Annotated in this window: 23 protein-coding genes, 1 pseudogene and 1 other annotated feature; of the genes and pseudogenes, 19 read left to right on the plus strand and 5 right to left on the minus strand. The window is 53.0% G+C overall.

Annotated features, from left to right (window positions below):
- Positions 1-88 precede the first annotated feature (88 nt).
- Complete coding sequence (gene yhbY, locus FLS37_RS06995) at positions 89-409, minus strand: ribosome assembly RNA-binding protein YhbY (protein ID WP_157315324.1); 321 nt, start codon at positions 407-409, stop codon at positions 89-91.
- A gap of 49 nt (positions 410-458) precedes the next feature.
- Here yhbY and rlmE point away from each other — a divergent pair, with 49 nt between their 5' ends.
- From rlmE to glmM, 4 genes are all read left to right on the plus strand, one after another.
- Positions 459-1079: a 23S rRNA (uridine(2552)-2'-O)-methyltransferase RlmE gene (gene rlmE, locus FLS37_RS07000; protein ID WP_157315327.1), complete on the plus strand. Its 621-nt coding sequence runs from the start codon at positions 459-461 to the stop codon at positions 1077-1079.
- A gap of 66 nt (positions 1080-1145) precedes the next feature.
- Positions 1146-3059: an ATP-dependent zinc metalloprotease FtsH gene (ftsH, locus tag FLS37_RS07005; protein ID WP_157315330.1), complete on the plus strand. Its 1914-nt coding sequence runs from the start codon at positions 1146-1148 to the stop codon at positions 3057-3059.
- A 67-nt stretch (positions 3060-3126) separates the two neighbouring features.
- The gene (gene folP / locus FLS37_RS07010; protein WP_157315332.1) at positions 3127-3954 is read left to right on the plus strand and encodes a dihydropteroate synthase; all 828 of its coding nucleotides are present in this window, start codon (positions 3127-3129) and stop codon (positions 3952-3954) included.
- 28 nt (positions 3955-3982) lie between these two features.
- Complete coding sequence (glmM, locus tag FLS37_RS07015; protein WP_157315334.1) at positions 3983-5353, plus strand: phosphoglucosamine mutase; 1371 nt, start codon at positions 3983-3985, stop codon at positions 5351-5353.
- Positions 5354-5546: 193 nt separating this feature from the next.
- Here the strand turns inward: glmM and FLS37_RS07020 are convergent, their stop codons facing one another.
- The 3 genes and pseudogenes from FLS37_RS07020 to FLS37_RS07030 all read right to left on the minus strand — a co-directional run.
- Positions 5547-6845, minus strand: a complete 1299-nt coding sequence (locus FLS37_RS07020; protein WP_157315336.1) for a murein L,D-transpeptidase family protein — start codon at positions 6843-6845, stop codon at positions 5547-5549.
- Between the two features lie 45 nt (positions 6846-6890).
- On the minus strand, positions 6891-7958 hold the full coding sequence (locus tag FLS37_RS16750) for a tetratricopeptide repeat protein (RefSeq protein WP_232522530.1): 1068 nt from the start codon (positions 7956-7958) through the stop codon (positions 6891-6893).
- A gap of 150 nt (positions 7959-8108) precedes the next feature.
- Positions 8109-8866: pseudogene (locus FLS37_RS07030) on the minus strand (transposase); the annotation flags it as partial.
- Positions 8475-8591, minus strand: a sequence feature (AL1L pseudoknot). Its footprint overlaps the pseudogene before it by 117 nt.
- A 110-nt stretch (positions 8867-8976) precedes the next feature.
- On the opposite strand from FLS37_RS07030, the gene FLS37_RS07035 reads away from it, so the two are divergent.
- The 15 genes from FLS37_RS07035 (at position 8977) to aspS (ending at position 23933) form a co-directional block, all read left to right on the plus strand.
- On the plus strand, positions 8977-9873 hold the full coding sequence (locus tag FLS37_RS07035) for a type 1 glutamine amidotransferase domain-containing protein (RefSeq protein WP_198314522.1): 897 nt from the start codon (positions 8977-8979) through the stop codon (positions 9871-9873).
- A gap of 36 nt (positions 9874-9909) precedes the next feature.
- Entirely contained in the window at positions 9910-11619 is a 1710-nt protein-coding gene (locus tag FLS37_RS07040) for a thiamine pyrophosphate-binding protein (protein ID WP_157315338.1), read from the plus strand.
- Positions 11620-11704: 85 nt separating this feature from the next.
- Complete coding sequence (locus FLS37_RS07045; protein WP_157315340.1) at positions 11705-12112, plus strand: nuclear transport factor 2 family protein; 408 nt, start codon at positions 11705-11707, stop codon at positions 12110-12112.
- Between the two features lie 27 nt (positions 12113-12139).
- The gene (locus tag FLS37_RS07050; RefSeq protein ID WP_157315342.1) at positions 12140-12451 is read left to right on the plus strand and encodes a Dabb family protein; all 312 of its coding nucleotides are present in this window, start codon (positions 12140-12142) and stop codon (positions 12449-12451) included.
- Entirely contained in the window at positions 12451-13653 is a 1203-nt protein-coding gene (locus tag FLS37_RS07055) for an iron-containing alcohol dehydrogenase (RefSeq protein ID WP_157315344.1), read from the plus strand. The genes FLS37_RS07050 and FLS37_RS07055 overlap by 1 nt, the downstream gene beginning before the upstream one ends.
- 7 nt (positions 13654-13660) lie before the next feature.
- Entirely contained in the window at positions 13661-14062 is a 402-nt protein-coding gene (locus tag FLS37_RS07060) for a nuclear transport factor 2 family protein (RefSeq protein WP_157315346.1), read from the plus strand.
- A gap of 59 nt (positions 14063-14121) precedes the next feature.
- Positions 14122-14568, plus strand: a complete 447-nt coding sequence (locus FLS37_RS07065; protein ID WP_157315348.1) for a VOC family protein — start codon at positions 14122-14124, stop codon at positions 14566-14568.
- A gap of 151 nt (positions 14569-14719) precedes the next feature.
- A complete protein-coding gene (locus FLS37_RS07070) occupies positions 14720-15298 on the plus strand; it encodes a DJ-1/PfpI family protein (protein WP_157315350.1) in 579 nt (192 codons plus the stop codon).
- A gap of 15 nt (positions 15299-15313) precedes the next feature.
- The gene (locus FLS37_RS07075; RefSeq protein ID WP_157315352.1) at positions 15314-16093 is read left to right on the plus strand and encodes a hypothetical protein; all 780 of its coding nucleotides are present in this window, start codon (positions 15314-15316) and stop codon (positions 16091-16093) included.
- Between the two features lie 15 nt (positions 16094-16108).
- Positions 16109-18217 carry an STAS domain-containing protein gene (locus tag FLS37_RS07080; RefSeq protein WP_157315354.1) on the plus strand — a complete coding sequence of 703 codons (2109 nt, stop codon included), beginning with the start codon at positions 16109-16111 and terminating at the stop codon, positions 18215-18217.
- A 61-nt stretch (positions 18218-18278) separates the two neighbouring features.
- On the plus strand, positions 18279-20348 hold the full coding sequence (gene glgX / locus FLS37_RS07085) for a glycogen debranching protein GlgX (RefSeq protein ID WP_157315356.1): 2070 nt from the start codon (positions 18279-18281) through the stop codon (positions 20346-20348).
- A 9-nt stretch (positions 20349-20357) separates the two neighbouring features.
- Positions 20358-20936 carry a DUF4337 family protein gene (locus tag FLS37_RS07090; RefSeq protein WP_157315358.1) on the plus strand — a complete coding sequence of 193 codons (579 nt, stop codon included), beginning with the start codon at positions 20358-20360 and terminating at the stop codon, positions 20934-20936.
- 156 nt (positions 20937-21092) lie between these two features.
- Complete coding sequence (locus tag FLS37_RS07095; RefSeq protein ID WP_157315360.1) at positions 21093-21296, plus strand: FmdB family zinc ribbon protein; 204 nt, start codon at positions 21093-21095, stop codon at positions 21294-21296.
- 30 nt (positions 21297-21326) lie between these two features.
- Positions 21327-22058, plus strand: a complete 732-nt coding sequence (locus FLS37_RS07100) for a DUF502 domain-containing protein (protein WP_374756833.1) — start codon at positions 21327-21329, stop codon at positions 22056-22058.
- Positions 22059-22133: 75 nt separating this feature from the next.
- Entirely contained in the window at positions 22134-23933 is a 1800-nt protein-coding gene (gene aspS, locus FLS37_RS07105; protein ID WP_157315362.1) for an aspartate--tRNA ligase, read from the plus strand.
- 227 nt (positions 23934-24160) lie between these two features.
- Here aspS and FLS37_RS07110 read toward each other — a convergent pair whose 3' ends face one another.
- Positions 24161-24850 (minus strand): hypothetical protein, encoded by a 690-nt coding sequence (locus tag FLS37_RS07110; RefSeq protein ID WP_157315364.1) that lies wholly within the window; start codon positions 24848-24850, stop codon positions 24161-24163.
- Between the last annotated feature and the right edge of the window lie 334 nt (positions 24851-25184).

Below are 25184 nucleotides of genomic sequence, written 5' to 3' on the forward strand. Positions count from 1 at the left end.
TGCGTGCAGGTCGTTAAAAAACACTTGCACGCAGACGTATATAAAAAGGGCGCTTGCGCGCCCTGGGTCTTGTGTCTGGCCAGCCAGCTTACTGGGCGGCCTTTTTCTTCTTAGGCAGTATGATTTTGGGTTTTTCAGTATTGCTTGGGCGATAAATCAGCAGTAGCTTACCCAGCATCTGCACCGGGGCTGCGCCCAGGTCAGTACAGATTTGCTGCATAAATTGCGCACGGGCTTCACGATCATCACCGAGCACGCGAACCTTGATCAGTTCATGTGCATCCAGATTAACCGCAATCTCACGCATTACAGAGTCGGTCAAACCGTTGTTTCCAATCATAACCACCGGATTAAGGTGATGCGCCAAGCTGCGCAAATGACGGCATTGATCCGGCGTAAGTTCGAACATAATGATTGAATCCTTGAAAATCTTCTTAACTAACAGGGTAGTGTAACCGATGGCAGGTATCAATTCCAGTAGTGCTTGGCTACACGAGCATGTGAATGACCAGTATGTGCAAATGGCCAAGAAGGAAGGTTATCGGGCTCGTGCGGCGTACAAGCTGCTCGAAATCGATGAGAAAGACAAATTGCTCAAGCCCGGTTTGTGGGTCGCCGATCTGGGCGCTGCGCCCGGCAGCTGGTGTCAGGTGGCGATGAAGAAGGTCGGGAAAAGTGGCCGCGTCTTTGCGCTGGATATTCTGGAAATGGACCCGATTCGCGATGTCGAATTTGTGCAGGGCGATTTCCGGGAAGAAGAAGTCCTCAATCGCTTTAATGCCCTGCTCGGCGGTCGGCAAGTAGACCTTGTAATTTGCGATATGGCTCCCAATATGAGTGGTAATACAGTGACCGATCAGGCGCGCAGCATGTATTTATGCGAGCTGGCGCTGGAGTTTGCTCAGGAGCAGCTCAAACCAGGTGGACATTTTCTGGTCAAGGTGTTTCAAGGCAGTGGTTTTCCCGAGTATATGGCGGCAATGCGTGAAACTTTTGGCAGCGTTGTCTCTCGAAAACCTAAAGCATCACGTGACCGAAGCTCGGAAGTGTATTTGTTGGGCAAGCAAAAAAAGGCTTAAACAAACCTCCGATACAGGTAAAATAGTTTTGTCATTCCCGCGTTCGGGACATACAGGAGTAAAGCCGTGAACAATCTCGGCAAGAATGTCGCCATTTGGTTAATCGTTGGCCTAGTGCTGATGACGATTTTTAACCAGTTTTCCAAAAGCCAGGATACCGCCTCGCAGATTCCGTATTCCCAATTCATGGTGGAAGTGGAGCAGGGACGGATTGCCAGTGCCGAAATCGAAGGCAGCCCGCTGCGTGGCCAGTGGATTCGCGGCAAAAAATCCGATGGCAGCAATTACGCCACTCTGGCGCCTTTTGACTTCCGTATGGTCGATACGCTGATCAAGCACAATGTCAAATTTGCCGCCAAACCGGAAGCCGAGCCTAGCTTGTTGATGAGCTTCCTGATGAACTGGGGGCCTATGCTGCTGTTGATCGGCGTATGGATCTTCTTTATGCGCCAGATGCAGGGCGGCGGCAAAGGCGGTGCGTTTAGCTTTGGTAAATCAAAAGCCAAAATGCTCGACGAAAGCAATAACGCAGTCACTTTTGCTGACGTGGCGGGTTGTGATGAAGCCAAGGAAGAAGTCTCCGAAATCGTCGATTATCTGCGCGACCCAAGTAAATACCAGAGTCTGGGTGGCCGCATGCCACGCGGTATTCTGATGGTGGGCTCACCCGGTACTGGTAAAACGCTGTTGGCCAAGGCAATTGCCGGTGAAGCCAAAGTACCGTTTTTCTCGATTTCCGGTTCTGATTTCGTTGAAATGTTTGTTGGTGTTGGTGCGGCACGCGTGCGCGACATGTTTGAGAACGCCAAGAAAAATGCGCCGTGTATCATCTTTATCGACGAGATCGATGCGGTCGGTCGTCAGCGTGGCGCCGGTATGGGGGGCGGTAATGATGAGCGCGAGCAGACACTGAACCAGATGCTGGTTGAGATGGATGGTTTTGAAGGCAATTCGGGCATTATCGTCATTGCTGCGACTAACCGCCCTGATGTGCTAGACCCTGCATTGATGCGTCCGGGCCGGTTTGACCGTCAGGTGGTCGTGTCTCTGCCGGATATTCGCGGCCGTGAGCAGATTCTGGGCGTGCACATGCGCAAAGTACCGATTGCCAACGACGTAGATGCTTCGGTGCTGGCGCGTGGTACGCCGGGTATGTCGGGTGCTGATCTGGCCAATTTGGTCAACGAAGCGGCTTTGTTTGCTGCGCGCCGTAATAAGCGCTTGGTTGATATGGCCGATTTCGAATCCGCCAAAGACAAAATCTATATGGGCCCTGAGCGCCGCAGCATGGTGATGACCGAGGATGAGCGTCGTGCAACGGCGTATCACGAGTCAGGTCACGCAGTGGTTGCTGAAATGCTCGAAGGCACTGATCCGGTACATAAAGTCACGATTATGCCGCGTGGCCGTGCCTTGGGCTTGACCTGGCAGTTGCCTGAGCGTGATCGTTTCTCGCACTACAAAGACCAGATGCTCAATGAGCTGGCGATTCTGTTTGGTGGTCGTGTGGCTGAGGATCTGTTTATCAACCGCATTTCTACTGGCGCGTCGAATGACTTTGAACGTGCCACAGCGATGGCGCGTGATATGGTGACCCGCTACGGGATGACCGAGAAAATGGGCCCGATGGTCTACGCCGAAAATGATGGTGAAGTCTTCCTGGGTCGTTCGGTAACGACACATAAAAATGTGTCTGAATCGACCATGCAGCAGGTTGATTCTGAAATCCGCCGCATTATTGACGAGCAGTACGCGTTGGCCGTGAAGATTCTGAGCGAGAACCGCGACAAAGTTGAGGTAATGACTCAGGCGCTGATGGATTGGGAAACGATTGACCGTGATCAGGTGCTCGATATTATGGCTGGCCGCACGCCGCGACCACCTAAAGAGTTGCCGCCAATTCGCAAGCCCGCGCCGGTGCAGGCTGACACCCCAAGCGGTGGAGCGCAAGCGCCAGCAGCACCTGCAGCAGAAGTGTAAGCGGATTTGATACTCAATCAATCCAGTAAAGGCGGCTCCGGCCGCCTTTGTTTTGTGCGGATTAAAGATGAATAATTTTTTTCAATGTGGCCGCTTTCGGTTGGCATTAGATCGGCCGCTGGTCATGGGGGTATTGAATGTAACCCCTGATTCCTTCTCTGATGGCGGGCAATACCTCTCTCTATCCGGTGCTTTAAAGCGCATTGAGCAAATGTGCGCCGATGGCGTCGACATCATTGATATTGGTGGCGAGTCCACTCGCCCTGGGGCAACTGCTGTACCCGAAGAAGAAGAGTTGCGCCGGGTGTTGCCAGTCATCGAAGCCGCAGTTTCATTCAATGTTCCGCTTTCAATCGATACATTCAAGCCAGCCGTGATGAAAGCGACCTTGGCAGCGGGTGTGGATATGGTCAATGACATTGCCGGCCTTGAGGCACCGGGAGCAATGGAGGCCTTGCAGGAAACTCAGGCTGGCATCTGTCTGATGCACAAGCAAGGCAACTCGCCGAGTATGCAGCTCAATCCGGTGTATACCGATGTGGTAGCTGAAGTAAGCGCTTACTTGGCCGCTCGGGCCAGCGCCGTGCTGGCTATCGGAATCGACAAATCTCGCATTGTGATTGATCCTGGTTTTGGGTTTGGAAAAAACCTGGCGCATAATTGCGAGTTATTTCGCGCAATTGGCCCCATGCTGTGTGCGCTCGATTTGCCGATGCTGGTGGGTGTTTCCCGCAAGCGTATGCTCGGCGAAATAACCGGGCGTGAAGTGCAGGAGCGCATGGTGCCCAGCGTCGTGGCAGCCCTGCTGGCCGCACAGGCGGGGGCGCAGATTGTGCGCGTACATGATGTCAGGGAAACAGTGGATGCATTAAAGGTTTGGCACAGTTTAAAATAAGCCGCAAATTTTAAAGGGTTTCAGGGTAATGACGCGTAAATATTTTGGTACTGATGGTGTGCGTGGTCTGGTGGGTGAATACCCGATTACGCCTGATTTTGCGATGAAGCTGGGTTATGCCGCCGGACGTGTTCTGGTCGCCGAAGCCATCAAAAAAGGCATGAGCGAGCATCCCGGCGTCTTGATTGGTAAAGACACCCGTATTTCCGGTTATATGCTGGAAGCCGCTCTGCAAGCCGGTTTTAACGCTGCGGGCGTGGATTGCCATCTGACCGGGCCATTGCCAACGCCGGGCATTGCCTACCTGACCCGCGCTTTGCGCCTGTCAGCCGGCGTGGTGATTTCAGCCTCGCATAATCCGTATCACGATAACGGCATCAAATTTTTTGGTTCGGGTGGTAAAAAACTGCCGGACGAAGTCGAGCTGGCGATTGAAAGCGCAATTGATGATGCGCAGCCTTGCGTCGCGTCCAAGCAGATTGGCCGTTCATGGCGGATTAATGATGCCGCGGGGCGTTATATCGAATTTTGCAAATCCACCTTCCCGAATGATCTGGATTTGCGGGGTTTGAAGTTGGTGATCGATTGCGCACATGGCGCTACTTACCATATCGCGCCGCATGTTTTTCACGAGCTGGGCGCCGAAGTGGTCAGCATTGGCGTGGCGCCCGATGGATATAACATCAACGAAGAGGTGGGCGCGACTCATCCGGAAGCGCTGCGGCTGAAGGTGTTGTCCGAAGGCGCGCACTTTGGTATTGCGCTCGATGGTGATGGCGATCGGCTGATTATGGTTGACCGCGATGGTACGATTGTCGATGGTGACCAGCTTCTGTACGTGCTGGCCGTGCATCGGCAGGATAAAGCCACGCTGGGTGAAGGTGTGGTTGGCACGCTGATGACCAATCTGGGCGTGGAAAATGCCCTCAAGCAACGCGGTATCGGCTTTGTGCGCGCCAAAGTGGGTGACCGCTACGTGCTCGAACAATTGCAGGCCAAGTCATGGCTGGTTGGTGGCGAAGGCTCGGGCCACTTGCTGTGTCTGGATAAGCACACGACAGGCGACGGCATTGTGTCGGCCTTGCAGGTGCTGCAGGCGCTGAAAGAAAGCGGCCAGACGCTGGCGGGCTTTTGCAAGGATTTGCAGCTCTCCATGCAAGTGCTGAAAAATGTCCGCATCGCCAAGGGTTTTGATTGCCATGGTTCGGAAGCAATCAGCGCCAAAGTGGCCGAAGCCGAAGCAGCCATGGGCAGCGAGGGCCGCGTATTATTGCGTCCATCGGGCACCGAGCCAGTGGTGCGCGTGATGGTCGAGCATGTTAATCCGGTATTGGCGCGCGAATGGGCTGACCGTATTGCTGCAGTGGTCAGCAGCGAAGCCAGCTTGCATCACGCCTGATCGGCGATTCATAGGGAACACAGGCCGCATATGCGGCCTGTGTTGTTTGAAGTCGCTGCTGAATAACTTAAAGGGGGTATTGTCTTGTAGCTATTTTAATATATTGGCTGCATGGCAATACGTAGGTGGGGTGTGCTGAAAGCTACTCTGCTTGCGCCGGGGCAGGGCTGATTGGATCTGCGAGCTTGAGCCTTTAATTGCTGGCGTTGCCTTCCCAGCGGATTTTCCACTCGCTGCCTTCCGGTTGCCAGTACAGTCGTTTGCGCATTTTATTGTCCAGATTATCGCTGCGATAATCCTGTTCGAACGTGGCCACCATTTGTGGCTGTCCGCCCGTCACTGCAAAAATGGAAAGATCGTTCAGTGCAATTTTGCTCCATTTTTTGCCCGCATTCACTGCCGTTTTTTGTTGTCGCCAGCTGGCCAGATCCAGCCCTTCGGCGCTGCTAAACTGATTGCCGTAGAAATTCAGATACTGCTCGGTGTTGAGCGACTCCCACGCCGTTTTCCATTGCTCAATCACCGCATTGGCCGCCAAGTGGCGTTTTTGCCATTCATTACGGCTAAGCCACTCGATTTTCGGGCTGACAATCACCGGGGTCGTGCCGATTTGCAAATATCGCGCCACATCGAGCATTTCTTCGTTGGTGAGTACCACGCAGCCATTGGATGCCTGCGGGGGGCGGGCATAAGTCGCTGCCGGGCTGCCGTGTAGCCAGATACCGTAGCCGGTTTTTTTATTGCTTTTATCGAGCTCGTTCGGGTAGGAAATCGGCCAGGCACCAACGCCATACAGGTCGGCCAGCTCGCCATAAGTCCGGTCCAGCAAAGGGCGGGGCAGGTGCTTGTTCACAAAATAGACGCCAATTGGCGTGCGCTGATCGCCTTCCACCTGTTTACCAACCCCCAGCTTGCCAACGGTCACATAATGGTCTTTCACCATTTTGGGAACGCCCTGCTGATTAGCAAAAATATACAGCCGCGACGTATCGGCATCGACCAGCACGGCGTATTTTTGCTGATCGTTAAATTTCAGGATATTGGCAGGCAGCAGATCGGGCGGCGTAGGCATATTGCGGTAATTAATCCGTACCTGGGCTTCCTTGCGCAAATCGGCCAGCCGCTCGGCAATTTGCTGGGCAGGCGCAGCGATACTGATCTGATTGGCGCCAGCGCCAATCGATTCCAGCGGCACTGCGCGCATCGCATATAGATCGGCGCGCAACAAATGCGCCAGCCGGTAGTTGGGCTTTTCTACCAGCAAGGCATCCACGGTGGCGCGGGCATCGGCCATATTACCGCTGCGGATAAAATCAATCGCAGCCAGAATGCGCTCTTCGGGGCTACCCTGCGCGGCAGTACCGGCTTCCTCGGGGGTGAGCATGAAATACTTGCTCCCCGAATCGACCATTAGAGGTTGGGCTGCAGGTGCCAGCAAAAGCAGCGACACCAAGCAGATGGCACGCTTGGTGCGACGGGTAAGTCTAGGCATTCAGTTGACCGCAGGCATTCAAGAAAAAGTCACCGCTTGGAAGCATTAACCACCGATCCGTTCTTCACGGATCAGCCAGCGGCTGCCTGATTTTTCCAGCACCAGTGTTTTGCCGGTGTTGCTCGACAGTCGGTCAGACTTGTATTGCTGGCGCAGACGTACTTTGGCAGTTTTCTCGTCGATCATTTCAATCCGCAAATCGCTGACATTCACGTCAATCGACTTGGGTGCACTGATTTTGGCATGCCGATCTTTTTCCCAGGCGGCGCGGCCACCGGGGGCCTTGAAGTTTTTCGAGTAACTATTAATGTAGCCGCTGACATTCTGGCGGCTCCAGGCACTCGCCCAGCCTTGCACGCTGGCAATAATCTGCTGCTTGGCTGCTTTGTCAGGCGTATTGTCCGGTGCTTCGGTCGGCTTGGGCGCGGCCGTCGGGGCTGGCTTGGCTGTGGCGACTGGTGCAGCGCTTGGCTTGGCAGTAGCAGGTGCCGTCGCTGCCACTTTTGGCGGCAGGGTTACTTTGGGCAGCGGTGGCAAAGTGGGTTGTGGTGTAATTGCGCCTTTGATCGGCGCCACTGCCACCGTCACCGGTTTGCTTGGCACCCGGCCAGCTTGCTGGCCAAAAAGCGAATCGACCAGCTTGAGCTTGGTCTGCACCTGAGGATTGCCACCTTCAAGCTGCAAGGCTTTGTCATAAGCTTGCGAAGCCAGGCGGGCATACAGATCACCCATGTTTTCGTGTGCAATCGCGTAGCTCGGGTTGGTTTGAATCGCCAGCTGCAAAGCACCACGCGCCTTGTCGTACTGGCCTTTATTGGCATACAGCACGGCCAGATTGTTATAGGGCTCTGGCAGTTGCGGGTAATCTTCGGAAAGTTGGGTAAACGCTTTAATTGCGTCATCCGTGCGCCCGGTTTCACTCAGGGCAATACCGCGCAGAAAACGCAGCTGGGCGTCCTTGGGCGATTTGCCCAGCGCTTTATCGGCCCTGTCCAGCGCTTGCGTAAACTGCTTGGTGCGGATCAGCTGTTGAATATCCTCGCTGTCGCCAGCGTGGGCAGCCATTGAAAACAGCAGTGGCAAGACAATGATCATCGAGCGAAGTGCAGACATTGGTATTCCGAATGAAAGGGTGATCACGGTAAACTGCGCAGATTCTAGCAAAATTTCAGGTGTTTGCCTCGATGAACCTGTCTCCGGCCGTTTCTTATATTGCCATGCTTGAATCGCACCGGGTTTGCGTAGGCTGTTTGGCTTAAGTCGGCCCCGCATTGCTTGCTTACTTTGATTCTGGTAATGGTTTGCTTCTGCTTCCGCAAGCAGAATATGGCCAAACCACCCTAGCAAACGATGGTGATTGAACCACGAAACCTATTCTATGTCGCGAACTCCACAGATTCTAGGCTTTTCAAAGTCCCCAAACGGTGAGTCGCATCGGCCTTGTCGAGCCCTTTTATCGACTCCGCCATTGCATTGTCGTTACGATCACCTGTCGCGCCCGCGGAAGACTCGAGCCAGCCTCAGTCAATCGTTCGGTTTACTATTCGCCACAGTATGTCCATCACGAATGGCCCGTAGGCAGCGCAACGCGGAGTTGCGCTGCCGAACGGCAAACCGTTGATTAGCAGAAGGAGTGACCTGGAATAGTTTGCAGATCGGCTCGACCCCGTGCTGCTTACGATGGGCATCGGTGAATCCCCTGATTATTTCAAGCGGCGGTCGAGCTCCGCCTGCGCGAAATACGCGCTGGCCAGACGCAGAATTTCATTGGCCTTTTTAAGTTCGCGCACCTCACGCTTCAACACTTTGATGCGTTCGCCCTCGGCTGTATTTTTATTGGCAGGAACGACATCGCCACCTTGCCTACGACACCAAGTGCGAAACGTTTCGGGTGTGCAACCGATTTTGCTGGCGATGGAAACGAGGGTAGCCCACTCGGATGGATATTCAGCGCGGTGTTCAATCACCATGTGAACTGCACGTTCGCGGACTTCGGAGGAAAACTGAATTGACATCTTCATAGCTCCATTCTCTCAAGAATTGGAGCCTCCGCGAAACTCGATGCGATTTAGAATATGCGAAAAGAATATTTTCTTGAAAACTTCCTCTGCGTAATCAATAAAGAGTGTTCATGCAATTTTGCATTGCACAACGGTGTGCTTTTGGAACTGCTCATTGGTTATTAAATTTGGGAAATTACGCAATGGCAAAGAAAATATTGGCAGTCCTGTCGAATTTTGGGTATTGGGGGGTAGAACTCACAGGCCCGATGCTAAAGCTTGAAGCGGCTGGTTATGAGCTAGTTTTTGTTACACCCAAGGGTCAGCGACCCGTTGCATTGCCGCCCAGTTATGACACCGACTACTTTGACCCTCCGTTGGGATGCCGTGTCACTACCACTGCCGATGCCGCAGAGGTGATAGCGGTCAAAGATAGCCCCAGACTTGAAGCCCCGCTTAATTTGTCGAGTTGGTTTCCTGAGCGTCCGTATTACAGCAAGCCAGATTTTCTTCGTGAGTTGGAGGCCTATCACGTCAAACTTCGCGAACTAGCTGAAGAGCTTGACGAGTATGCAGGCTTGCTGCTGGTAGGCGGTAGTGGCCCGATAGTCGATATGGTAAACAATCAGCGCGTGCATGACCTGATTCTCGGATTTTTTAAGCAGGATAAACCAATTGCCGCAATTTGCTATGGCGTAGCATGTCTGCCGATGGCGCGTGATTTCAACGAGCGCCGCAGCATCATCCGTGGCAAGCACGTGACCGGTCATTGCATCGAATATGACTACCACGATGGCACCGGCTTTATCGGCACCGACTTCAATCTCGGACCACCTCCTTACTGCCTGGAATATGTACTGACCGATGCGGTTGGTCCTGAGGGGCAGTATCACGGTAATTTCGGCAAGCCCACTTCCGTCATCGTCGACTACCCCTTCATCACCGCGCGTTCATTGCAGTGCTCGCATGAGTTTGGTGAGCAGTTTGTTAATGTACTTGAGCGTGGTGTGCGCCGGTACGGTTGGTAAGTCCCTTTTGCTTGTGCATTCGATGAGGTGGACCTGATGACGCAAACCAACACGGGCTGTCATGCCATTTATCGCCAACTATTGGCCGATGGCGTTAGCCATATGTTCGGCAATCCCGGAACTGTCGAACAAGGCTGGCTGGATGCATTGGCCGATTTTCCCGAAATGAAATACATCCTAACCCTGCAGGAAAGTGTGGCTGTGCTTTGTGCTGATGGGTATGCGCGTGCAGCCCAGAAACCTGCTTTGGTTCAGCTACATAGCTCACCAGGTATAGGCAATGCGGTTGGCGCACTGTATCAGGCCAAGCGTGGTCATGCACCACTGGTGGTGTTGGCCGGTGATGCAGGTATCAAGTACATGAATCTGGATGCGCAAATGGCGGCTGATCTGGTCGCCATGATGGAGCCCGTCACCAAGTATGCGACGATGGTACTGGATCCACGTAATGTGCTGCGCACCTTGCGGCGCGCCATCAAGATCGCGACCACGCCACCCATGGGCCCGGTCTATGTCTGCCTACCGGCCGATGTGATGGATGCCATGAACGAGGAGCCGGTGTTTCCGAGTTGCGTGCCCTCCACCCGCTGCATGCCCGATGAGGAAGCCATCGGCACCATTGCCGATTGGCTTGTGGCTGCTCAGACACCCATGATTTACGCCGGCGACGGCGTGGCCTGGTCGCAGGCCCAGAACGAGTTGGCCTCGGTGGCCGAGTTGCTGGGGGCAGAGGTTTATGGCGTGGACGAAGGGGAGGTGAATCTGCCGCATGCCCACCCCTGCCATAGTGGCTTGACCGGGCACATGTTCGGCAGCCAGAGCTTGCCGACACTGCAACGGGGAGACGTCAATCTGGTCGTCGGCACCTACATGGTGCCCGAGGTCTTTCCGGAGCTTGGCGACATTTGGGCGCCGGATGCACGCATCGTGCATATCGACCTGAATGCCTACGAAATCGCCAAGAATCATCGTGTTGATCTTGGCTTGGTCGCAGATCCTAAGTTAACGCTGGCGGCGCTGGCACGTGCGCTACGGACTCGGCAGAGCCCTGAGCAACACGAAGCTGCAGCACAGCGCTTGGCTGCGCTGCGCCAGTCGCGCGCCGCAGCACTGGTTGCTGCGCGGGCTGCCGATGTTGCAGCACCAGGACATGACGGGGTTACGATGGCTCGGTTTGCGCAAGCACTGGCCGCGCAATTACCAGAGAACGCGCTGATTTTTGATGAAGCACTGACCAGTTCACCCGCGCTGACCCGTTACCTTCCCCCCGCCACGCCGGGCAGCTATTTTCTGACCCGTGGCGGTTCGCTGGGTGTGGGCATTCCGGGGGCCATTGGTGCCAAGCTGGCACACCCGCAGCGCACGGTTATCGGCTTCAGCGGTGATGGCGGTTCCATGTACACCATCCAGGCTTTGTATACCGCGCGCCGACATCGGTGTGGCGCGAAATTTGTGGTGTGCAATAACCGCTCTTATCGCCTGCTGCAATTGAATATCGATGCCTACTGGCATGAGCAGCAAGCAGCTCCGCATTCGCATCCACTCTGTTTTGACCTCTCGCAGCCGGCGATCAATTTTGCCGAACTGGCGCAGGCCATGGGCGTTACTGCCGTACGCGTAGAGACGCTGGCAGACATTGCTCCGGCCATAGCGCGGATGCTGGCCGATGATGAACCCTTCCTGATTGATCTGGCCCTTGAGGGCGACGCACACCCCGAGCAGGTCGCTATGAGGTGCGGGCAGTAAGGCCGTATTCATCCTGTGCAATGACAGAAATGTACTACATGAGACAGCATAATCATCTTGGGCAAATGGCTGGCGGAGGAAGCGAATGGATCACCTGGAAATAAGCAAGGCTGTACGCAACTGGTTCAAGGCAGTGACGGATCAGATTGATGAAGAAAAGCTGTTGGCAATGCTGTCATCGAACGGTTTTGCATTGCGTTTTCCCGAGGCCACGCTGACTGATAGGGATAGTTTCAGCCGCTGGTACAAAGGTATCAGGCTCGCCTTTTTTGATCAAAGCCATACTATTCGGCATATGGAAATTGCGAGCGATGGCACCCGCGCCAATTTGTCCATTTGGGTGAACTGGCAAGCCAGGACCCGTCCGGAAGGCAGTTCGCAATCAAAACAATGTGATTTTGATGCTATGCAGAAATGGGAAATGGCCAATGAAAAAGGCGTGTGGGTCATTGTCAGTTATGACGTGGTCGACCTGTTCGACAACATCGGTTAGTAACTCCATTACGATAGGAAGTGAAAAATGATACGGCATATTGCAATTTTCAAATTGAAAGACAGTCAAAACGGCCAGAGCAAGGCCGACAACGTCAGCCAGATCAAGCGAAATGTCGAAAAACTTCGCGAAAATATCAATACGATTAAAGTCATTCAAGCCCAAGAAAATTTTCACGATTCTTCAGCACTGTTTCCTGCTGATGATCTATGTGTACTTGCGGACTTCGAAACCAGGGCTGATTACGATTTTTACTTCAATCATCCCGTGCACAAAGAGGCAGCCCATTTTGCTGGGGCTGTTTCGGAGTACGTGCATGGCATTACCTACGAGGTTTGATGATGGAGAATTTCAATTACTTTAACCCCGTTAAAATGCTGTTCGGCAAGGGGCAGATAGATAATCTGACAGATGAAATACTGCCCTACGGTAAGCGAGTTCTACTCGTTTATGGCCAACATCATCTGAAAGACACCGGGCTTTACGAAAAAGTAGTTAGCCAGTTTGCTAAAGCCGGCATTACCTGGTTCGAACTGGAAGGTGTACACCCCAATCCCCGCTATCGTTTAGTCGAGGATGGCATCAACATTTGTCGCCAAGAAAATATTGAATTTGTACTCGGTATTGGCGGTGGCAGCGTAAGCGACACAGCCAAGGCAGTAGCTATCGGCACCCGAATGGATTCGGATATCTGGGATGCCTATGAAGACTTCAACTACGCGATGCACGACCCCGCCAAAGTCCCCAAGCATACGGTTGGTGATGTGCTGCCTTTCGGTATCGTGATGACGAAAGCAGGCACCGGATCAGAATTTGATTACACCTCTGTGCTTTCCCGTCGCGAGACGCAAGAAAAGCTGATGATCATTGATAAACGAATCTACGCCAAATTCTGCATTGATGACCCGGCTCTTACCTTGACGACCCCTCTGCAGGAAAGCATGTACGGCGTTGCCGACATCATGACCCATTTCCTAGAGCAGTATTTTTCCCCTTCCAAAAATACGCTGGTTCTCGATGGCATCAAGGAAGGACAGCTCAAGGCAGTCATCGCTGCCGGGCGTCGCGTACAAGAAAACCTCAATGATTACGACGCGCGCAGTTACCTTCTATACGCGGCTGCGTGGGCCTGTGCCGACCAGAATATGTGCGGCGCCACCCCAGAATGGTCATCGCATTTGATCGAGCATGAACTGTCTGCCCAGACAGATCTTAATCATGGGCATGGCATGGCTATTGTGTATTCAGGCTGGATGCCTTATGTGCTGGAGGCTATTCCAGAACGCTTTGCCCAGTATGCCCAGAATGTCTGGGGTATCGAACGTAAAGGCCGTACGGACGTAGAGCTTGGCCGAGAAGGCATCGAAAAAACCAAAGAATTCTGGCGTTCGCTGGGAATTACGCTAACGCTGTCTGAGGCTGGGGTCGATGAAAAATACATCGGATCGATTGCCAGCCAGGCAATGCGCTTTGGTGCTGTTGGCTCGGCAAAAGCGTTGTCTGAAGCTGCCATTTCTGAAATTTTATATTCCGTCAAGTGAGACAAACATGGCTGATAACTACCTAACTACGGCTGAAGTGGTCGAGCGCTATTTCAGTGCAGTAAATGCTGGCGACTGGAATGAGTGGCTTACGCTATTTGCAGATGATGTCGTACTGATAGAGCCTATTGGCACTATTGAGGGCCTAGAAAACCTTCGCAATGGTGTGGGTGTTCTGACTAAGGTTTACAGTTCGTTCCAGAATAACTTGCTCAGTTACTTCGTGAATGGCGAGCACGCAGCGGCCCAGACTCATATTTCTGCTGTAACGGCTAGCGGGGGCAAAATCGAAGTTGATGTCTGCAATACTTATACCATTCGGAACGGCAAAATTTCACACCAAAAAAACTATCTGGATAGCAAAGAGTTGCAACCGTTTCTGGATGAGTTGAAAAAGCAGGGTTATTGAACGCAGCATAATTTAATTGGCTAAAAAAACGAAATAAATCCAACTGCGGAGTATCAGTTATGAACGGCATCCGATTTTCCCATATTGCTTTGAATTGCAAAGACCCCATTGCACAGGAGGAGTTCTATACTCGGCATTTCGGATTTGAGCGTGCACGAGTGTACGATCCTGGCTCACATGAGGTGGTCATGATCAGGCTTGGAGACTGCTATATCGAACTATTTGCCGCAAGGAAGGAACGACAGCTCGCCCCGCCGGAAAAGGATGGCTATGACAGCGTTGGTATGCGCCACTTCTGTTTCGAGGTTGATGATCTTGATGCACTACTTGCCGCCATGGGCGACGAGGCGGTGATTACGCTGGGACCTTTGGATATGGGGCAATACATCGAAAACATGAAAGTAACCTGGATCAAGGATCCCGAGGGCAACATCATCGAGCTGAATCAGGGTTATCGAGATCAGATTACACCTCCTGCCTTTGACGCAAAACTCAAGGTAACCTAGCCATGAGTTGAAAGATGTTAGCTGGCACTTAAAGTTGCATATCTCGCAGGCAGATATGCCTAACTCGCGACTAGAGTTCCAGATTACGTGCCCGCTATTTGTTTGTCGATGATATTGGCAAGATTTTCCAACTAATCGGAGCTATGCGTATATGAATAATTTAGCGCTTGCAGGCAAGAAAATTGCCGTACTAATCGAATCGGATTTTTACGAGAACGAAATCCATTACTACCAGCACCGTTTTCCCGAAGAAGGAGTCGAACTGCATTTCCTTACCCGCCTCTGGGGACAATCCTCCATTACCTTCACGGGCCATGAGTACAAAGCGCCCTTGCAGGTGAACGAGAGTTTCGAGGGCATGAGCGATGAGGAACTGCGCAGCTTCGCGGCCGTGATTGTGCCTTCCGGTATGGTGGCGGATCGCTTGCGTTATACGGAGGATGTCAGCAAAACCCCGCCTGCCACCACATTTCTGGCGCGCGCCTTTGCTCAGCCCGGCATTCTCAAGGGCATCATCTGCCACGGCTTGTGGCTGACTGCGCCGGACACCAGCCTGGTGAAGGGGCGTCGTCTGACTTGCCACAACAACCTGCTGGGTGATGCCAAAGCCTACGGCGCAGAGTACGTGGATGCCGACATGGTGGATGATGGTGATCTGATAACTGCTCGTACTGGAGGCCATTGCCATTTGCTGGCGCGCCAGATTATTGAGCGCTTGCGGGCCGCCTGAGCAGAGCCATCACTCATGTCCAATCTGCGCAAAATAGTGGCCGTGCTGGCAAGTAGCCCCTGGCTGGCGCTGCTGACCGGGTTAACGATTGCCCTGCTCGGGGCAATTGATCTGCTTGAAACTCGCCGGGGGGTCGTGGAAGCCACGACTACGGGTGAGTTGGCGTTGGTGCTCACCGGTGCTCAGCAAGTCTTTATTGGCTTGATCAACCTGATCGCGGGTTCCCGATTACTGGGGGTCGGGTTGCTGGGGACGCCAACCACGGCCCGGCATCCGGCCATGCAAGGATTGTTCAAAGGCTATGTAGAAAATCCCAAGCTCAATCTCTTTCTTAGTTTGTCGATGCTGCTCCTGGTGGGATATCAGGGATGGCAAGACTGGGTACTGGGCGGCCTAGGGCAGGCTCGCTCGGTGTGGTATTTCGGCTTGGGTCTGATTGCATTGTTGGCATTTGCACGCAGCCTTTCGAGTTTGATATTGGCGTTGGGGTTGCTTTCAGATGCTGAACAGAGGGGGCGTTTCTCTATTTGGCTTGCCGATTGTTTGTATGAGCAATTGCAGAAGCCTTGGCTATTGCTGAGCGTTGCAGCCGTTTGTCTTCTGTTAGGTATGGCCGAGGAGCTGTTTTTTGTCGTCTCTCAGGCTGGCACAGCGCAATTCATTGCGCATTATGGGATGCTGCTTTTTGTTCTTCTTGAAGCCAGCAAGCTGCTCCCTATTCTTTTTCCTGCTGCCGTCCTCGCTAATAAGGGAATGACGGCATCGCACCTAAAATCAACTGACTCTACCAATTAACGCTAGGAGAACAAAATGGATGCTATGCAATTCACTTTTTCCGATTTGATTATGGGATATGTCAAGGCTTTTGAGTGGGAGCGCAAGGAGTACTTTATCCTTAGCACTAGTGATGGCCGCGAGTTCGAAGTTAAACTTGGTGATAATTGCTACGCTGAGATTATCCGCAATCTTGGCGAGGGATTCATCTCCACTGAACAGATTCAGAATATGCTCAAGCCTGGGCGATTCTGTTTCGTGTATGGCATTTTTTACCCAGAAAATGGCGTGACCCGTTTCGAAGCCAAGCATATTGTGTTCGCCGGTAGAAACGAAGACGCCTATGTGTTCGAGCAGCAGGACTGGTGGGTGCGGCAAATTCGCCAACTGGCAGATTTTTATGTGAATGCCGAGTTCGGTGATGGCCCGATCGATTATCGACATTATCGCACTCAAATTACCGCCGATGGGCGAACCACTGGTGATTATCGTCAGGAAACCGATACCATTTCCCGCCTCGTGTACGGTTTTGCGTCAGCTTACTTGCTAACAGGCAATGATCGTTATCTCGAAGCCGCCGAAGAGGGTACCAACTATCTGCGCGATCATTTCCGTTGCCAGAACGCCAGTGAACAGTACTGCTACTGGTATCACGCGATTGATGTGGTGGGGGATCATGAGCGCAAGATATTTGCTTCTGAGTTTGGCGATGATTTCGATGCGCTGCCTGCGTACGAGCAGATCTACGCGCTGGCAGGTCCAACACAAACCTTTCGTATTACCGGCGATACACGGATTGCCAGCGATATTCAGCAAACCATTAATATGTTCCAGAAATATTACCTCGACCCGAAACAAGGGGGCTACTGGTCACATCTTGACCCGGTAACCTTCGATGGCGAAGCTGAATCACTGGATCGTAACCGTGCACGTAAAAACTGGAACTCCGTGGGGGATCATGCGCCGGCATACCTGATCAATGCGGTGCTCGCGACAGATCGGGCCGAGTGGAAAACCATGCTGGAGTACTGCGCAGATACCATCACGCAGCATTTTCCCGATTATGCGAACAGCGCGTTCGTCAATGAGAAATTCCATGCGGACTGGAGCCACGATCAGACATGGGGCTGGCAACAGAACCGTGCCGTGGTTGGGCATAATCTGAAAATTGCCTGGAATCTGTCGCGAATCCGTTCGATGGTCGACAAGCCCGAGTACCGCGAGTTTGCCACCCGTATCGCCTCCTTGATGCCCGAGCACGGCATGGATAAGCAGCGGGGGGGCTGGTATGACGTGGTTGCCCGTACCCTCGGGGAAGGCGAGCAGTGGCACCGTTTTGCCTGGCATGACCGCAAGGCCTGGTGGCAGCAGGAGCAGGGCATTCTGGCCTACCTGATCATGTACGGTCTGGACAAGAAACCGGAATATCAGAAGCTGGCGCGAGAATCGTCGGCCTTCTACAACGCCTGGTTCCTTGACCATGATGTTGGTGGCGTCTATTTCAATGTGCTGGCCAATGGCATGCCTTACATGCTGGGCAACGAGCGGATGAAGGGCAGCCATTCGATGGCTGGCTACCATAGCTTTGAGTTGTGCTATCTGGCTGCGGTATATACTAACCTGCTGATTACCCGTCAGCCACTCGATCTCTTTTTCAAGCCGCGCCCCGAGGCTGATCGCACCTTGCGCGTTGCTCCCGATATGCTGCCGACTGGTAGCGTGCGCATCGAGTCGGTCACCATCGATGGTCAACCCTTCACAGGTTTTGATGCCGAGGCCCTCACCGTTCAGTTGCCTGTGAGCGACACCGCTCTGCGCGTCAAGGTTCAACTAATGCCTACCGATGGTTTGGTGCATTTCAATCTGGTGGTGGATGGCAACTGCATGACCCTCACGGGGGATCTCGACACGCTGGCGGCACCGTATTTCCGCACTCGTCTGGCAGAGCTGATCGCCAGCAATCCGGACAATGTTACGCTTGATGTGAGCAAACTGGCGCATCTGTCAGATGCGGGCTTGCGCGTGTTGGCCTTTGAAAGAGGCAAGCTCTCTGCAGGTGGTCGCCTGACCATCATTGGCGCCAATGACGAGATCAAGTCGAAGTTGATGGCTGAGGAACTCGGCGAAGAAGTCGTACTGGCCTGAGGGCATACCTTAAACAGCCCCATTTTTGACGGGGCTGTTTTTTCACTCATGGAGAACAAGCATGGTCCAGTTTGCAACCCAGGCAGGCCGTCCTCATCCGCTTGGCGCCACGCCGTGCGACGAAGGGGTTAATTTTTCACTGTATTCCCAGGATGCCACCCACATCGAGTTGCTGCTGTTTGCTCGACCGGATGATCAGGAGCCATCACAAACCATCGTGCTGAACCCTGAAAGCAACCGCAGTTTCTTTTTCTGGCATGTGCTGGTGGAGGGGCTCAAGCCGGGTTGGCATTACGCCTACCGGGTTGATGGTCCACAGCAGCCAGAGCAAGGGCTGCGCTTTAACCCGGCCAAGGTATTGCTTGATCCGTATGCCAAGGGAATCAGCAATCTGCTTTGGGATCGGGCCGCCGCCTGCGGCGATGGCGACAATCTGCACCATGCCATGCGCTGTGAAGTCGTTGATACGCGCGATTATGACTGGGAGGGAGACAAGCCACTGGGGCGGCGAATGGCCGATTCGGTGATTTACGAGTTGCATGTCCGCGGTTTTACGGCCAGCAGTGATCTGCCCAAGGCGGGCACCTTCCGCGCCCTGATCGAGAAAATTCCTTACCTGCAGGAATTGGGCGTCACGGCGGTTGAATTACTGCCTGTGTTTGATTTTGATGAAACCGAGGTACTGAGGGTGCTGCCTGATGGCAGCTCGCTGAAAAATTTCTGGGGCTATTCCACTGTTGGCTATTTCGCGCCGGAAAACAGTTTCTGCGCGAGTGCCCACGAAGGTGCGCACATCAACGAACTGCGCGATCTGGTAAAGGCCCTGCATGCCGCAGATATCGAGATCATTCTGGACGTGGTGTTCAATCACACCAATGAAGGCAATCACCTCGGGCCTACCCTGCACTTCAAGGGGATCGATAACCGCACCTATTACATTCTGGTCGATGGTCAGCCGCAGTACTACATGGACTACACCGGTTGCGGCAACACCGTGAACAGCAATCACCCCATTACCGATAAATTCATTCAGGATTGTCTGGAGTACTGGGTTCGCGAGTTTCACATTGACGGCTTCCGTTTCGATGAAGGATCCATCCTGTCTCGTGATGAGTCCGGTCGACCCATGCGCCATCCCCCGGTGCTGTGGAATCTGGAACTATCGGAAACCTTTTGTGATACCAAGCTGATCGCCGAAGCGTGGGATGCCGCAGGGCTGTACCAAATCGGCAGCTTTCCAGGCATGCGCTGGGCGGAGTGGAACGGCCGCTACCGCGATGATGTCCGGCGATTTGTCCGTGGTGATCCGGGTTTGGTCGGGGCGGTGGCCACCCGCATTGCCGGCAGTGCCGATATTTATCAGTGGAATGGCCGCGGCCCGGAAAACTCGGTCAATTTCATTGCCTGTCACGATGGTTTTACCCTGATGGATCTGGTTTCCTACAACGGCAAGCATAACGACTGCAATGGCGAAGGGAATCGGGATGGCATTGATGACAATCTAAGCTGGAACTGCGGGCAGGAAGGCCCGTGTGAAGATCCGGGTGTGATTGCCTTGCGCAAGCGGCAGATCAAGAATTTTGCCGCCATTTTGCTGTTGTCGCAGGGGGTGCCGATGTTGATGGCCGGTGACGAATTTGGCCGCAGTCAGCAGGGCAACAACAATGCCTATTGCCAGGACAATGCGATCAGCTGGCTTGATTGGTCCTTGCTGGATGCCAACCGCGACTTGTTTAAGTTTGTAAAAGGCATGATCGCCCTGCGCCGGCGCTGCAGCCAGCTGCGCCGCTGGGATTATTTCGAGGGTGGGATCAATGCACGCGGGGTGGCGCAGATTGCCTGGCATGGCTGCATGCTGAATGCTCCCGGCTGGAGCGATCCCGATTGCCAGGTACTGGCGTTCACCCTTGGCGCGCTCGATGACAAGGAGCCGGATCTCCACATCATGCTCAATATGGCTGACCAGGCGCTGGGTTTTCAGATTCCGGAGCTGAACGGGCGGCACTGGCATCGTTATGCCGACAGTGCAATTGCGGGTGAGGCGGCGATGGACATGCAGGCTGGCACCGTAATTGAGGACGCCGAGTATCTGGTGTCCGGGCGCAGCGTGGTTGTGTTGCTCTCGAAGTGAGGTCGGAGCATGTCGAGTGAGATTGAAGACATCGTTGCAGATAGTATCGAGGAGTTGGCTGTTGATGATCTGATTGAGAATCGGGAAGAATCAGAAGGCAATAACAGAACGCCACGCTGGGAGTTGTTTGTTGCCTTCACTTCGTCCATTCTGGCCGTGTTGTCGGCATTAGCGGCCCTTATGGCCACCTTTGCCTCAGATAAGGCGACAGTGGCATTGTCGAATGAGGGCTCTTTTTCATCCTCTGCTGAGGGACTAGATGCCAGTCGAACTGTGCTGCATGCCAAATTTGAAATACTGAAGGCAATGAACCAGAGCCCAAGTGAGGATGATTTGGCTGAGTTACAGCACTTGGATCGCAAGAGGAGTGAAATGCGAGCTCGAATCGCTAGCGCAGGAGCAGTCAGCGATCATCAATTAAAGGCGCACGATCGGTTAGCCATCGCGGTAACTCTGTTTCAAGTGACCATGCTGTTGGGTGGGGTAGCCGTTATGGTTAAGCGGCGACTCGTCTGGTTTTTCGGCCTAGGTTTCAGCGCTGTAGGGTGTGTTTTTCTTCTGCTTGGCATGATGGGATACCTTTATTGAACCTGAGCAGCAATTCCAGTTGAACTACGTGTACGCCGCTTTGTGCATGGTGGGGGCGGTGTATTTCATGTTCCGCACTTGAATCGGCGGCAATGACGCACATTCACGAATAAATCAGTTCCGCGTTATAATGCTGCGTTCTGGAAAGGAGTTCTTATGCCTATCTATGCTTATCGCTGTAGTGCATGTGGTCATACGGATGAACATATGCAAAAAATGTCTGATGCCATTTTGACGCAATGTCCGGCGTGTAAAACCGAGAAATACGAAAAGCAGCTCACTGCTGCGGGTTTTCAGCTGAAAGGCAACGGCTGGTATCAGACTGATTTCAAAAACAAAACTGCGGCACCCGGCGCCTAGCCTGTGCGGCAATAGTCCTGCGGGAAATTTGTGACCTCATTGTTCAAGCGCTACCTGCTTACCGGCCTGCTGATCTGGATTCCCATGGCAATTACGCTGTGGGTGCTCAGTACTCTGATCGGCACCATGGATCAACTGGGCGCTATTTTGCCCAATGGCCTGCGCCCGGATTACTGGCTGCTCAAAGGTTTGGCACAGACATTCCCCAGCCTGGCTAATGCCAAGCATATTCCAGGCTTTGGCGTCATTCTGACGGTACTGGTTTTGCTGATCACCGGCCTGGTGGCGACCAATATGCTGGGCCGCCGCCTGATGCAGCTGGGGCAAAAGCTGCTCAACCGCATTCCGATTGTCCGTTCGATTTACAACAGCGTAAAGCAGGTCTCCGACACGCTGTTTTCCGACTCGGGCAATGCGTTTCGCGAGGCCGTGCTGGTGCAGTTTCCGCATGGCAATGCCTGGACTGTGGCTTTTCTGACCGGCGTACCCGGCGGCGAAGTGGCCGAGCTGCTGTATGACGAGATGGGGAACGAGCTGGTGTCGGTGTATGTGCCCACCACGCCAAACCCGACTTCGGGCTACTTCATCATGCTGCGCCGCGCCGATGTCAAGCCACTGGCGATGAGTGTCGATGACGCGCTCAAATATGTGATTTCAATGGGTGTAGTGATGCCCAGCAAGGCGATTGCCTATCCGGATGCCTTAAGTCTGGATTTGTGTGAAACCCATACCGCAGCACATGCTGCAAAAAATGAAAGATAAGTCTCCGCCATCAATCGCCAGCCCACGGGCAGACGATTAGGGCGGAATGATTGGTTTTAAAATTAGGAAAATTCAATGCGTACTAATTACTGTGGTCTGATCAACGAGCAATACCTCGGCCAGACTGTGACTTTGCAAGGTTGGGCTCATCGTCGTCGTGACCACGGTGGCGTGATTTTTATCGACTTGCGCGACCGCGAAGGTATCGTTCAAGTCGTAGTTGACCCGGACACCCCGGACGCATTTGCCACTGCTGATGCTTCACGCGGCGAATACGTGTTGGAGATCAAAGGGATCGTTCGTGCGCGCCCAGAAGGCACCACCAACAGCAAAATGATCTCTGGCCAGATCGAAGTATTGGCCAAAGACATCATCATCTTGAACAAGGCCGAAACGCCACCGTTCCAGATCGACGACGAAAACCTCTCTGAGAACGTGCGTTTAACCAACCGCGTGATCGACCTGCGTCGCCCAACGATGCAACGCAATCTACGTTTGCGTTACCAAGTGGCTTTGCTGGTGCGTAACTTCCTCGACGCCAAAGGCTTTATCGACATCGAAACACCGATGCTGACTCGCTCTACGCCAGAAGGCGCGCGCGATTACCTCGTGCCAAGCCGCGTACACGACGGTCAATTCTTCGCCTTGCCACAATCGCCACAGCTGTTCAAACAGTTGTTGATGGTCGCTGGTTTCGATCGTTACTACCAAATCACCAAATGTTTCCGTGACGAAGACTTGCGCGCTGACCGCCAGCCAGAATTCACACAGATCGATATTGAAACTTCGTTCCTGAACGAAGAAGAAATCATGAGCCTCACCGAAGAAATGGCGCGCCATGTCTTCAAACAAGCGATCAACGTGGATCTAGGCGAATTCCCACGCATGGCGTATGACGACGCGATGTTCTACTACGGCTCGGATAAACCCGACCTGCGCGTTGACTTGAAATTTACCGAACTGACCGACGTAATGAAAACGGAAGAATTCAAAGTATTCCGTGGCGCGGCGGACATGGAAGGCGGCCGCGTAGTCGGCTTGCGCGTACCAGGCGGCGCGGTAATGAGCCGTAAAGACATCGACGACTACACCAAGTTTGTCGGCATCTACGGCGCGAAAGGTCTGGCCTACATTAAGGTAGAAGACGTAAACAACATCACCAACGGCGAAGACTCTGGCCTGAAAGCGCCTATCGTCAAGTTCCTGTCGGTTGAAGCGCTGAAAACCATCATCGAGCGCACTGGCGCGCAAAACGGCGACATCATCTTCTTTGGCGCGGACAAACGCAAAGTCGTTGACGAAGCGATCGGCGCATTGCGGATCAAGATCGGTCACGAGCGCGGCGAAGAAGGCGGCTACTTCACCAAATCGTGGAAACCATTGTGGGTCGTTGACTTCCCAATGTTTGAATACGACGAAGACGGCAAACGCTGGAACGCCTGCCACCACCCATTCACATCGCCAAAAGCGGAACACCTCGAGCTACTCAAAACCAATCCGGGCGCTTGCAAAGCACGCGCTTACGACATGGTGTTGAACGGTTGGGAAATGGGCGGCGGCTCGGTGCGGATCCACCAAGCTGACGTACAATCAACCGTGTTCGACGCGCTTGGCATCGGCGAAGAAGAAGCGCAAAACAAATTTGGCTTCTTGCTCGACAACCTGAAATTCGGCGCGCCACCACACGGCGGCTTGGCCTTTGGTCTGGATCGCTTGGTAACCTTGATGACCGGCGCAGAATCAATCCGCGACGTGATCGCCTTCCCGAAAACGCAACGTGCGCAGTGTCTGTTGACCAATGCACCCAATGCGGTGGACGAGAAGCAATTGCGCGAATTGCACATCAAATTGCGTAATCCGCCAGTGATTGAGTAATTGGGTTTGTAGTAGTTTGAAATGATAAAAAAGACCGCTGATGGCGGTCTTTTTTATTGGTGGGTATATGGCTGTAGCTATTTCTGGTGTTGGCTTGGGGGTATATACATTGGCTGGTGTGTGGTGGGTAGGGCGTATTCGACGCAGAGCGGCAATACGCCATAGGGTGATGATTTGTGCGGCGTAGTGCCGGAGGCGACTACGCTCTACGGCGCTGTTGAGGCGCATTACAAATTATCAGCTTGGCTTTCTTTACTCTCTTTGACGCAATCATCCATATTTTTGTACTGGTAAATTACTTTGACTTGGCCTGTTTTATAATCGCCGTAGCTAGCCACCTCAACTGAGAGAAATCCTAGGTTAGGATCGATTTTTGACAGTGCAGACTCTTCCCAGACGTAGGCATAAACGGCTTGGTCTTCTTTTGCTGCCATTGCCCAGAACTCCGGTTCTGTATAGCTACCTTTAACGTATTTGTAGTGCTTGCCTTTGCTGTACTTTACCGCAAGAGTTTCAGCAATTGAATCTGTCCGCTCCTTAATTTGATCTCCGTTATCATTAAATTCTAGCTCAGGTGTATAAGCTACTATTTTGCATAGCCCCGATTTTTTGCTAACGATGACGGAGTATTCTGTGAATAAATTAGAAGGTTTTGGAGGCGTTCCTTGAAGAAGGGTTGCGGATGTCTTTGATGGAGTAAAGCCAAAAGTGTGAACTAATTCTTCGCGGCTTATTGATGCCGCAAGCCCAAATGGCCCATCGTACTGTTTAATTTGAGAGGTCAATTGTTTGGTAGATTGGCTTGCAATTGCTGCTGAAGATGCTTGTTCTGTTGAAGCTGCGACATTTTGGTTGTTGCAGCCGCTTAGATTAATTGATAAGCATACAAAAAATGAAAGACCCATAACGCGTTTCATTCAATACCTCCCTTAATTATGTATACTCATTGAGCCGCGGATCGGTCGGCGGTGATTGTCAATAATCCACCGATTAAATTTTCTATTAGCTTACTATAATGTAATTAAGCCGTGTGGCCGTGTAGAGCTGTAGGTACGATTAGCGCAGCGTAATCGTACGAACGAAACCGCCTTTTTGGTGGGTTTTCTTGGTCTGCCACATTCAATCAACGAGCATTGACGGCTGTGCGCCGCGGCACTGACTTTCTTTGCTTCGCCAAAGAAAGTCAGCCGTGTAGGGCGGGTCATGACCCGCGCTGAGCTGCACTTGGATTTATCGCCATATTGGCGGGTT

Source organism: Chitinibacter sp. GC72, assembly GCF_009760905.1.
Lineage (GTDB): Bacteria > Pseudomonadota > Gammaproteobacteria > Burkholderiales > Chitinibacteraceae > Chitinibacter.